This is a genomic window from Clostridium pasteurianum DSM 525 = ATCC 6013, assembly GCF_000807255.1.
In the GTDB taxonomy this organism is placed as follows: Bacteria; Bacillota; Clostridia; order Clostridiales; family Clostridiaceae; genus Clostridium_I; species Clostridium_I pasteurianum.
The window spans coordinates 2,288,933-2,301,319 of record NZ_CP009268.1 but is presented as its reverse complement, the minus strand read 5'-3'; the positions used below and the strand labels follow the sequence as shown (position 1 = coordinate 2,301,319).

The window sequence follows — 12,387 nt, the reverse complement described above, 5'->3', positions numbered from 1 at the left end:
AAAATACTCAAGTTTAAAATTAATGGGTCATAATCATAAAGGAAGTGAGCTAATGAAGCTTTCAACTAAAGGAAGATATGGTGTGAAAGCCATGGTTGACTTAGCTATAAACTATGGAAAAGCACCTGTTTCAATTAAAAGTATTTCTGAAAGACAGAGTATTTCCGAATATTATTTAGAACAATTATTCTCAGCTCTTAGGAAAGGTGATTTAATAAAAAGTATTAGAGGAGCACAAGGTGGTTATGTTTTAAACAAAAATCCTAGAGAAATAAGTGTTAATCAAATTTTAGATATACTTGAAGGGCCTATAGAAATTTCAGAGTGTATTGAAGAAGATGGAGTTTGCAGTAACAGTAGCTGTTGTGCTACAAGACTTCTATGGGCCAAGCTTAAGGAAAGTATAGACAATGTTACCAGGTCCATAACATTACAGGATATGGTTGACGATTATAAGAGTATACAGCTTAAAGGAGAGGATATACATGAGTGAAAAAAGAGTTTATATGGATTATGCAGCTACTACTTACACAAGGTCAGAAGTTTTAGAGGAAATGTTGCCTTATTTTACAGAGGAATTTGGTAATCCATCTTCTTTATACACTTTTTCAGACAACACAAAAAAAGCTATTAATATTGCAAGAGAAAGAGTAGCTAAAGCTATAAATGCTGAAAAAGATGAAATATATTTTACTGGAGGTGGATCAGAAGCAGATAACTGGGCATTAAAAGGTATAGCCCTTGCACATAGGAATAAAGGAAATCACATAATTACTACACAGATTGAACATCATGCTATTTTACATACTGCTAAATTTTTAGAAAAAAATGGTTTTGAAATCACTTATCTTCCTGTAGATGAAGAAGGATTTGTAAAAGTAGAAGATTTAAAGAATGCCATAACAGAAAAGACTATATTAGTATCTGTTATGTTTGCCAATAATGAAATAGGTACAATTGAACCTATAAAAGAAATTGGAGAAATTTGTAGAGAAAAGAAAATATTATTTCATACAGATGCAGTACAGGCAATTGGTCACGTAAAAGTTGATGTAAAAGATATGAATATAGATTTATTGTCTTTAGCTGGACATAAATTCTATGGACCAAAGGGTATAGGTGCTTTATATATAAGGCGTGGTATAAAAATAGAAAATTTAATACATGGCGGAGGACAGGAAAGGGGAAGAAGAGCAAGTACAGAGAACATTGCTGGTATTGTTGGCATAGGAAAAGCTATAGAACTTGCTACATCAGAGCTTGAAGAAGAATCACAAAGACTTAATAATTTAAGAAATAAATTGGTAAAGAGAATAATGGAAAAAATACCTTATACAAAATTAAATGGCCCTAGCGACAATAGAAGACTACCAGGAAATTCAGATTTTAGTTTTATTGGTATAGAAGGAGAAACTTTACTACTTGATTTAGATTTTGATGGTATATACGCTTCTACTGGTAGTGCTTGTGCATCAGCTTCTTTAGATCCATCTCACGTACTTTTAGCTATAGGATTGCCACATGAAACTGCTCATGGATCTCTTAGATTAACTCTAGGAGCAAAGAGTACAGAAGAAGATGTAGATTATGTATTAGAAGTATTACCAGAAATAATAAGAAAAAGAAGAGAAATGTCACCACTTTGGGAAGATTTCTTAAAAGAGAAAGGGGAAAGATAATTATGATATATAGTGATAAAGTAATGGATCATTTCAGAAATCCTAGAAATGTTGGAGAAATAGAAAATGCTAATGGTATTGGTGAAGTTGGAAATCCACAATGTGGAGATATAATGAAAATCTATATAGAAGTAAAAGATAATATAATTAAAGATGTAAAATTTAAAACTTTTGGATGTGGATCAGCTATAGCTTCTTCAAGTATGGCAACAGAACTTATAAAGGGAAAAAGTATTGAAGAGGCTTGGAATCTTACTAACAAAGCTGTAGCAGAAGCACTAGATGGTCTTCCACCAGTAAAGATGCATTGTTCAGTTTTAGCAGAAGAAGCTATTCATAAGGCTATAAATAACTATAGAGAGAGTGTAGGACTTGAAGCATGGGAAATGAAGACTCATTCAGAGTGTATACATGAACATGTTCATGGCAATTAAATAACTAGATATATATAATTTAAGATTAAAATACAGATATTATAGCATTGATTATTAAAATTCAAATTTAAAAGCTGCTTTAAAAATAATAATTATTTTTAAAGCAGCTTATTTTGTATTAAAGAATATATTGATGGTTATAATATCTTTAGGTGGTGCGACAGTTCGGTGCCAGGTGTATAGTTGGTGAGAAGCCGACACGGTAAGGTCTAGCCAACCGCCGTTATCCAGCCTTGGAGCCGAAGCCGTGAGGCTAGGTTTAAGCGTAGGTAAGAAACTATGCGAGCCGTAATGCGAAAGCGTGAAGTGATTGAATCTCGTTAGTTTATATAGAATGGAAGCCGATACCTTCACCTCGGTAGCAGGCAATAATACTTGGTCGTAAAGGGCAAGAACAAGTAGGTTCCATCGGGGTCTTAGAGCACGGCGAGCATAAGATAGTTACACATGGCATACCTGTGAGACCTTGCATATTCCCGTTAGGGTATTTGTTACACAAGGAGCATTTCATCCAAGGTGATAGAAATGGTATGCAAGGAGTCGGATTTGCTCATAGTACCGAAGAAGCTTGTAACGAAAGTGGAGGAAAGGGGCAAACATATAAGCCGTTTTGAAAATAAAACATTGGTCACACTGGAGGTGGCAGAAGACAATGGCAAATGCGTTTGAAGAAATAGCATTACAAGCAGAAAAGCATAATAAAGTACAGACCATAATGCACTATGTCAACAAAGAAAGTTTGATTATGGAACACATAAAACAGACAAGTGGAAAGGCTATGGGAATTGACGGAGTAAACAAGGAAACCTATGGAGAACAGCTAGAAGAAAATATAGATAATCTACTAGCAAGAATGAAGAATTTTAGTTATAAACCACAGGCAGTTAGACGGACGTACATTCCTAAAGCAGGTAGTGATAAGCTTAGACCTCTTGGAATTCCATCATATGAAGATAAGCTTGTTCAAGGAGTAATGAGGAAGATACTTGACCAAATCTATGAAAATAAATTTTATGATTTCTCTTATGGGTTTAGGGAAGGTAAAAGTTGTCACGATGCAATTAGAGAAGTAAATCAAATAATCATGACTAAGAGAATTAACTTTATTGTGGATGCCGATATTAAAGGATTCTTTGATAATGTAGATCATGAATGGTTAATAAAATTTCTAGAACATGATATCCAGGACAAGAACTTTCTACGCTATACTAAAAGGTTTCTAAAAGCTGGTATTATAGAAGATATGAAATTTTATGAAAGCGACAAGGGAACGCCGCAAGGCGGCTTAATATCACCTGTTTGCGCTAATGTGTATCTCCACTATGTATTGGATATGTGGTTTGGTATTGTAGTAAAGAAACATTGCAAAGGTGATGCATATATTGTGCGTTATGCAGATGATTGTGTATGCTTCTTTCAGTATAAGAAAGAAGCGGAAAGCTTCTATAAATCTCTGATAGGAAGACTTAAGAAGTTTGGACTTGAACTTGCAAGTGATAAAAGCAAAATTATTCCTTTTGGAAGATTTGCTACTCAAAATAGTAAGGACGGCAAAACAGATACCTTTGACTTTCTAGGTTTTACGCATATAAATGGTAAGACAAGAACAGGTAAATATAGACTTCAACACAGAACCAGTAGAAAGAAGCTGAAAGCCAAGAAACTAAAGGTAAAGGAATGGCTGAAAAGCAACATACATGGGAAACCATCAGACACAATAAAGCTTCTAAACCGAAAGATAAAAGGACATTATGCTTATTATGGAATATCAGGCAACTATCGAGGATTACTGAATTTCTATAGATTTGTAAAAGTTGCACTGTATAAGGTGATTACACGAAGAAGCCAAAGAGCCTATCTTAGTTGGGCTCGCTATCAGTATCTTCTTAAGAAACACCCCATATCAGAACCTAAAATTTATGCAAATATTTGGTTGTAATGTAAGGAATATATGAAGAGCCTAATGCCTTAGTAGGGCACGTTGGGTTCTGTGAGGGGCAATAGACTAGCCCTCACTTTAATGAAAGAGAGGTGAAAGTCGAGTTGTCTACTCGACATTGTATGTATAGAAGAAAAGATTTTATGTGGATGTATGTCTATGATTTACAGGGAAAAAAATTAGGTTTTATAAGAGATTTAATTATAGATATGAATGAAAATAGTGTAAAGGGATTTGTAGTTTCTGGAATGAGTCTTTTAAAAAGCGTTTCAACTGTCTTAGTAAAAGATATAGTTTCTTTTAATAAATATATGATTGTAAAAAAACTAAGTAAAGATAACTATCTTAAATTTAATAATATAAGAGGACTAGATGTAATCGATAATTCGGGAAATGTAGAAGGTATAGTTGAGGAAATAATATTTCAAATCTCAAATTTTAAGATTAAAGGATTGATAATATCTCGAGGAATTTTATGTAATTTTAAAGAAGGTAAAAAAGTAATTTTACAAAGAGATTATATAATTGGGGATAGAAATATATTACATATAGATAAAAATAAAAAATTTAATTTTGTAACTGTTTTTCATAAATTAAATCTAGAAGATGGTGAAAATGAAAAAAAAACTTAAATATATAATAATTTTTATAATGATATGCATAATAGCATACATATTTTATTATAGCGAAATGATAAGAAACATATTCTATATAGTATTTACAAGTTTTATAATTGCATATATATTAAAACCTTTTAATGATTATTTAGTAGAAAAGGGTATGAAGAGAAAATTTGCATCTATCATTTTATTGATTGGCTTATGTTCACTAATAATAGGATTAGTATTATTTCTTATACCTGCTATAATTAAGGAAGGCAGTAATATAAATCAAACAAATAGAGAAATTTTTAATTATATTAATATTATCAATGAAAAGATAAAATTTATGAGAAATAGCTCATCTGGTAATAAGGCTTTTTTTATGCTATATAATAAAATTGAGCATATAATAAGAGGGCTTGCAAATAATTTAATAGAATTAAGTATAAAAATAGGTCAAAATATTTTAGCAATTGCTGTTATACCTGTAATTTCATATTACTTCTTATCAGATAGTAAAAATATAAAAAATAAGTTTTTAATTCTATTTAATGCAAAATGGAGAAATACTATTAGAAGGACATTAGATGATATAGATAAAAACTTAAGCAGATATATAATTGCCCAATTTATATTATCTTTTTTAATAAGCATACTTACGTTTATAGTATTATTTTTTTTAAAAGTTGATTATCCTATAATTTTATCTATGCTCAATGGAATATTTAATATAGTACCTTATTTTGGACCTGTCTTTGGTGCTGTACCAGCAATAATAGTAGCACTTATGGAATCACCTAAACAAGCATTGTGGACGGTTATAGGACTTTATGTACTTCAGCTTATAGAGGGGAATATAATATGTCCTAAAATTACTGGTGAGTCAGTAGATATACATCCCCTTTTAGTGATTCTACTTTTACTAATTGGTGAAAAGTTTGGAGGTATTATAGGTATGATACTTATAATTCCTATTTGTGTAATTTTAAAGGTAATATACGAGGATTTAAATTATTATTTATATTAATTTTATATGTAAAAAATGAATTTACTTAAATACCTTATTCAATTAATATTGACATAATGGATAATTTTAAATATAATCGTAAATGACTAATAATTTAAAGTGATGATGAGAAATAGTAGATATTTTTGATATACAAAGAGAGGAAGTGGCTGGTGAAAACTTCTTAGTCAATTTATCGAAGCTGTCTTTGAACTATATTTAGACATATTTAAATAGATAATGAGTCAATAGAGTAAATTATATTGCAGTATAAGGTCGGATCTTTATATTAAAGTAAGAAGCTTTAGTTATATTTGTCTATCTTATTATGATATGAGGATATTGATGTAATTTTTTTATATGTCGTAAGTGACACTATTATGTGTAATTAGGGTGGTACCGCGGAAATATAGCTTTCGTCCCTTGAATTTTCAGGGATTGGAAGCTTTTTATTATATGTAATTATTATCTAGAATAAAGAATTATCAATGAATTTTACTTGTTAAGATTTTGTATTTTTATATTATCACAGGAGGAAATAAGCATGGAAAAAATGGGATTAAATGAAATAAGAGAAGCATATTTAAGTTTTTTTGAGAGTAAAGGTCATTTAAGGTTACCTAGTTTTTCACTAGTACCAAAGAATGATAAAGGATTACTTATTATAAATGCAGGTATGGCACCTTTAAAGCCATATTTTACAGGATTGCAGGTTCCTCCAAGTACAAGAGTTACTACTTGTCAAAAATGTGTTAGAACTGGAGATATAGAAAATGTAGGTAAGACTTCAAGGCATGGAACTTTTTTTGAGATGCTAGGGAATTTTTCTTTTGGAGATTATTTTAAGGAAGAAGTTATTCCGTGGGCCTGGGAGTTTATAACTGAAATATTAAAACTTCCAAAAGAAAGATTATATGTTACAATATACTTAGATGACGATGAGGCTTTTAAAATTTGGACTGAAAAAGCTGGAGTAGATCCAAAACGTATATTTAGGCTTGGAAAAGAGGATAATTTTTGGGAGATAGGTAAGGGGCCTTGTGGACCTTGTTCAGAGATTCACTATGATAGAGGAGAAGGCGTAGTAACTTCTGTGGATGAATTCGTTAAAGCTGCTGATGAAGATAGAATTGTAGAATTTTGGAATCTTGTATTTACACAATTTGATAAAGATGAAGAAGGAAATTACAATAAACTTCCAAATCCTAATATAGATACAGGAATGGGACTTGAGAGAATAGCTGGTATAATGCAAAATAAATTTAGTATATTTGAAGTTGATACTATAAGAAAAGTACTTGATGAGGTATGTAATATATCACAAAAAGTATATGGAGAAAATGAACATAACGATATTTCTATAAGAATTATAACGGATCATATTAGAAGTACAACTTTTATGATTAGTGATGATATACTTCCGTCAAATGAAGGTAGAGGATATGTGCTTAGAAGGCTTTTAAGAAGGGCTTCAAGACATGGAAAGCTTTTAGGCATAAATGGTGCTTTCCTAGGCAGATTATGTGATGTTGTTATTGAAAAATCCTTTAAGGCCTATCCTGAACTAAAAGAAAAGAAAGATTATATAAAAAAGATAATAAAACTTGAAGAAGAAAGATTTGCAGAAACTATAGATAGTGGTATGGATATTTTAAATGAGTACATATTAGAGCTTAAGAAGGAAAATTCAAATATTCTGTCAGGAGAAAAAGCCTTTAGATTGTATGATACTTATGGATTCCCACTGGAGCTTACTGAGGAAATACTTGAAGATAAAGACATAAAAATTGATATAGATGAATTCAATAAAGAAATGCAAGAGCAAAGGGAAAGAGCAAGATCTGCAAGGGAAGAATCAAATTATATGGGAGTAAATAATGGTATTTTAGATAAAATACCGTATGATATAAAGACTGAATTTAAAGGTTATTCCAATTTAGAATTGCCATCTAAAGTTAATTTATTAATTTTAGGAGAAGAATTTGTGAATGAATTATCAGAAGGAGATAGTGGTATTTTAGTTACTGAGGAAACTCCATTTTATAGTGAAATGGGAGGTCAAATAGGAGATAAAGGAATAATCTTTGGAGATAATTTTGAAGGTATAGTTACTGATTGTAAGAAAAATATTTCAAATAAAATTATTCATTTTATAAATATAGAAAGAGGTATATTAAAACTTGGTGAAGAAATAACACTAAAAGTTGATAAAAATATAAGAAGCAGTGTATCAAAAAATCATACTGCAACTCATATGCTTCATAAAGCTCTTAGAATAGTACTGGGAGAACATGTACATCAATCTGGCTCTTATGTGGATGATGAAAGATTAAGATTTGATTTTACACATTTTACATCTTTAACTGAGGAAGAAATAAAAAGAGTTGAGTTTATTGTAAATAAAAATATAATGGAAACATTTGGGGTAGAGACTAATGTGATGACTTTAGAAGAAGCTAAGCAGTCTGGGGCAGTTGCTTTGTTTGATGATAAATATGGCGATGCTGTAAGGGTTGTATCCGTAGGTGATTTTAGCAAAGAATTATGCGGAGGAACTCATGTAAATAATAGTGGTGAAATAGGTCTATTTAAGATAATTTCAGAATCGGGGGTAGCTGCTGGTATAAGAAGAATTGAAGCAGTTACTGGATTTACGGCATTAAAAAGTATAGATGAAAAAATTGAATTGATAAAGAATATTGAAAGAGATTTAAAGTGTGCAGAAAAAGATATTTTAAATAAGATAAACATAGTCACAAACGAAGTGAGAGAGAAAGATAAAGAAATAATTAAATTAAAGTCAAAATTGGCATCAGGTTCTGAAAATGATATAATTAAATCTATTAAGGAAATTAAAGGGATAAAATTTGCAGCAGCGGCCTTAAAAGATGTTGATATAAATTCATTGAGAGATTTAGCAGATAAAACTAGAAATAAGATGGGTGAAGGTGTAGTTGTTTTAGGTAGTGATATTAATGGGAAAGTACAATTAATAGCTATGGCAACTAAAGATGCTGTACTAAAAGGTATTAATTGCGGTAAGATAATAAAAGAAGTAGCTTCTATCTGTGGTGGAGGCGGTGGTGGAAGACCAGATATGGCCCAGGCAGGAGGTAAAAAACCAGAAAAATTGGAGGAAGCAATAGAAAAAGTTGAAAGTATAATGGAAAAATTAGTTAAATAGTATACTTTTGCTGAAATATGATTTATAATATAAATATCTAGTTTTATACCATTTCACAAAGGAGTGAAAGTTTAGATGGGAAATAACAATGATAATACTATTCAATTTGATGTATTAAAAAATAAAAAGGATTTAACAAAGGCTATACTAAGTGAAGTATATGATTCTTTAAAAGAAAAAGGATATAATCCTATAAATCAGTTGGTAGGATATATAATATCTGGAGATCCTACATATATAACAAATTATAATGGCGCACGTGCTCTTGTAAGAAAACTTGAGCGGGATGAGATACTGGAAGAAGTATTAAAATCTTATTTAAATGTAAAATAAAAGTGCCTGTTATGGGCATTTTTATTTTTATTTTAGGCATAATAAAAGGAGTTAGATATGAGGATTTTAGGATTAGATATAGGTGATAGGACCATAGGTGTTGCTGTAAGTGATCCTTTAGGTTATACCGCTCAAGGGATTACTACTATAAGAAGAAAAAACGAAGAAAAAGATATAGAGGAATTAATAAAATTGTGTAAACAATATAATGTGGAGACCATAATTTCAGGACTGCCTAAAAATATGAATGGTACAATGGGTCCACAAAGTGAAAAGGTTTTACAATTTTGTGAAATTTTAAAAGAAAAAATAGATATACCTATAAAAATGTGGGATGAAAGACTTACTACCGTGGCAGCTCACAAAGCTATGTTGGAAGCAGATCTATCAAGATCAAAACGTAAAAAAATAGTAGACAAAATAGCTGCTACTTATATTTTACAAGGATATTTGGATAGTTTGTAAAAGTAAAATTTGACAAAGACTATTGTAATACTTAAAATAGTAATAAAATGGAGGTACATTGATTATGGAAAATGATGTAACAAATATTACTCTTTTAGATGAAGAAGGTAATGAAATAGATTTTGAAGTTATAACCAAATTGGATATTGAGAAAAATGAGTATGTAATAGTTGCACCTAAAAATGGTGATGATAATTCTGAAGCCGTTGTGCTTAAAATAGATAAGGATGAAGAAGGTAATGATATCCTTTATACTATAGAAGATGACGAAGAGTTTAACATGGTAAGCGAAGCCTATGAAGCTTTGTTCCCAGAAGGGGAATTAAATTAAAAAGCTTTTAATATGTAAATTTGGCTTTTTTATTTATGAAATGGGGGATTTATGTGCCTAAGTTATCGATAGATGAAATAGAAAAATTAAAAAATAATCTAAAAGAAAAAGGTTATAAATTAACGCCTCAAAGACGAGCCGTTTTAGATACTATAATAAAAAGTGAAGGCCAGCATCTTACGGCTGAAGAAATTTATGAATTAGTAAAAGTAGATTGCCCAGAAATTGGATTGGCTACAGTATACAGAACTGTACTTTTACTTGAAGAGTTAAATGTAGTTTGTAAGCTTGATTTAAATGATGGTTGCAGCAGGTATGAGCTTATTCATGAAAATGAAAATCATCAGCATCATCATCTTATTTGTATAAATTGTGGAAAAGTTATAGAAGTAGAGGGAGACTTATTAGAGTCCTTAGAAAATACTATTGAAGAAAAGTATGTTTTTAAAATAAAAAATCATAGTGTTAAATTTTACGGATTATGCAGTGATTGCAATAAATCTAGTAAATTAAAATAAATTTAGAAATATTTATAAATTATTATATAAATATTAAGCATAGGAAAAGAAATAATGATATTTATATATATAATATATTTTTGTATCGATAAATTTAAAAAGTTTAAATGCTTGTCTAAATACTTTAATAATTAGATATAATATAAAAATATATTTGTATGTTATATTTTATTTCTTTAAATATGACTAATTGGAAAAGGAGGGTAGAATTAATTATGCGTAGAGAAAGAGATAAAATTAAAATTATACCTTTAGGTGGTTTAAATGAAATTGGTAAAAATATAACAGCCATAGAATATAAAAATGAAATAGTAATAATTGATTGCGGATTAAAATTTCCCGATGAAGAAATGTATGGAATAGATATAGTTATTCCTGATGTGACCTATTTAGTTAAGAATATTGAAAAAGTAAAGGGAATATTTTTAACTCATGGACATGAGGATCATATTGGAGCACTTCCATATGTTTTAAAACAAGTAAATGTTCCAGTTTATGGAACGAAATTAACTTTAGGTATAGTTGAAACGAAATTAAAAGAACACGGTCTTTTAAGCATTGTTAAGCTTGTATGTGTTAAGCCAAGAGATATTATTAAACTGGACAGTATGTCAGTTGAATTCATAAGAACAAGTCATAGCATAGCAGATTCAACTGCAATAGCTATTCATACTCCAATGGGTGTAGTTTTACACACTGGAGATTTTAAAATAGACTATACTCCGATTGATGGTTGTGTTGCTGATTTTGCTAGATTTGCTGAATTAGGTAAGAGAGGAGTCTTACTTATGCTTGCGGACAGTACTAATGTGGAAAGACCAGGATATACAATGTCTGAAAGTACTGTAGGAGAAACACTCCAAAAGATATTTGCTAAAGCTACTGGAAGAATAATAGTTGCTACTTTTGCATCTAATATTCACAGGATTCAACAGGTAATTGAAGCAGCAGAAAAATTTGATAGAAAAGTAGCTGTATCAGGTAGAAGTATGGAAAATATATTGGCAGTTGCTATTGAATATGGATATTTGACAGCTAATGAGGGTACAATAATAAGTATAGATGCCATAAATAGATATCCTGCTGACAAAATCACAATAATAACCACTGGAAGTCAAGGGGAGCCTATGTCTGCCCTTACAAGAATGGCAGCATCTGAACACAAAAAAGTTAACATTGTTGAAGGTGATATGGTTGTAATTTCAGCATCACCAATACCTGGAAACGAAAAATTGGTTTCAAGAGTAATAAATCAATTGTTTAAAAAAGGTGCAGATGTTATTTATGAAGCTTTAGCAGATGTACATGTGTCTGGTCATGCCTGCCAAGAGGAATTAAAATTGATTCATACTTTAATTAAACCGAAATTTTTTATGCCAGTTCATGGGGAATATAGACATTTGAAACAACATGCTGAACTCGCTGTAAGGCTTGGTATGCAAAAGAAAAATGTACTTATAGGAGACAATGGAGATGTAATTGAGCTCACAAGAAGTTCTATAAGGAAAAATGGCAATGTAGTTTCAGGTCAGGTATTTGTAGATGGTCTTGGAGTTGGTGATGTAGGAAATATTGTTTTAAGAGATAGAAAGCACTTATCACAGGATGGAATTTTAACTGTGGTTGTAACAATTGAAAAAGAAAATGGCAGTGTCATAGCTGGACCTGACATTATTTCTAGAGGTTTTGTATATGTAAGAGAATCTGAAGATCTTATGGATGAAGCAAGGGAAATTGTCAAAAATGCTTTAAAGGAATGTGAAGAAAATCATATAACCGAATGGGCTACAATAAAATCCAATATAAAAGATGCTTTAAGATTATTTTTATATGAAAAAACAAAAAGAAGACCAATGATATTGCCAATAATTATGGAGATATAAGCAACTTAATTAT

Annotated in this window: 12 protein-coding genes; all 12 read left to right on the top strand. The window is 30.5% G+C overall.

The genetic code is table 11. The features are described 5' to 3' along the window. Positions 1-52: 52 nt before the first annotated feature. The 12 genes from CLPA_RS10470 (at position 53) to CLPA_RS10415 (ending at position 12,374) form a co-directional block, all read left to right on the top strand. A complete protein-coding gene (locus CLPA_RS10470) occupies positions 53-493 on the top strand; it encodes an RrF2 family transcriptional regulator (RefSeq protein ID WP_003441951.1) in 441 nt (146 codons plus the stop codon). Then, a complete protein-coding gene (nifS, locus tag CLPA_RS10465) occupies positions 486-1,679 on the top strand; it encodes a cysteine desulfurase NifS (protein ID WP_003441953.1) in 1,194 nt (397 codons plus the stop codon). Before CLPA_RS10470 ends, nifS begins: the two co-directional genes overlap by 8 nt. 2 nt (positions 1,680-1,681) lie before the next feature. Continuing rightward, a complete protein-coding gene (gene nifU / locus CLPA_RS10460) occupies positions 1,682-2,113 on the top strand; it encodes a Fe-S cluster assembly scaffold protein NifU (protein WP_003441955.1) in 432 nt (143 codons plus the stop codon). 652 nt (positions 2,114-2,765) lie between these two features. Further along, on the top strand, positions 2,766-4,052 hold the full coding sequence (gene ltrA / locus CLPA_RS10455; RefSeq protein WP_003441957.1) for a group II intron reverse transcriptase/maturase: 1,287 nt from the start codon (positions 2,766-2,768) through the stop codon (positions 4,050-4,052). Positions 4,053-4,174: 122 nt separating this feature from the next. Continuing rightward, positions 4,175-4,684, top strand: coding sequence for a PRC-barrel domain-containing protein (locus CLPA_RS10450; RefSeq protein ID WP_034830027.1), 510 nt, complete (start codon positions 4,175-4,177; stop codon positions 4,682-4,684). Continuing rightward, the gene (locus tag CLPA_RS10445) at positions 4,668-5,681 is read left to right on the top strand and encodes an AI-2E family transporter (protein WP_003441962.1); all 1,014 of its coding nucleotides are present in this window, start codon (positions 4,668-4,670) and stop codon (positions 5,679-5,681) included. The genes CLPA_RS10450 and CLPA_RS10445 overlap by 17 nt, the downstream gene beginning before the upstream one ends. A 523-nt stretch (positions 5,682-6,204) precedes the next feature. Then, positions 6,205-8,844 (top strand): alanine--tRNA ligase, encoded by a 2,640-nt coding sequence (gene alaS, locus CLPA_RS10440; RefSeq protein WP_003441963.1) that lies wholly within the window; start codon positions 6,205-6,207, stop codon positions 8,842-8,844. Positions 8,845-8,919: 75 nt separating this feature from the next. Further along, positions 8,920-9,177, top strand: a complete 258-nt coding sequence (locus tag CLPA_RS10435; protein WP_003441965.1) for an IreB family regulatory phosphoprotein — start codon at positions 8,920-8,922, stop codon at positions 9,175-9,177. Positions 9,178-9,234: 57 nt separating this feature from the next. After that, a complete protein-coding gene (gene ruvX, locus CLPA_RS10430; RefSeq protein ID WP_003441969.1) occupies positions 9,235-9,642 on the top strand; it encodes a Holliday junction resolvase RuvX in 408 nt (135 codons plus the stop codon). Positions 9,643-9,706: 64 nt separating this feature from the next. Further along, complete coding sequence (locus tag CLPA_RS10425; protein WP_003441972.1) at positions 9,707-9,973, top strand: DUF1292 domain-containing protein; 267 nt, start codon at positions 9,707-9,709, stop codon at positions 9,971-9,973. A gap of 53 nt (positions 9,974-10,026) precedes the next feature. Next, positions 10,027-10,491, top strand: a complete 465-nt coding sequence (locus CLPA_RS10420; RefSeq protein WP_003441975.1) for a Fur family transcriptional regulator — start codon at positions 10,027-10,029, stop codon at positions 10,489-10,491. Positions 10,492-10,706: 215 nt separating this feature from the next. After that, on the top strand, positions 10,707-12,374 hold the full coding sequence (locus CLPA_RS10415) for a ribonuclease J (protein ID WP_003441978.1): 1,668 nt from the start codon (positions 10,707-10,709) through the stop codon (positions 12,372-12,374). The last annotated feature ends 13 nt before the right edge of the window (positions 12,375-12,387 follow it).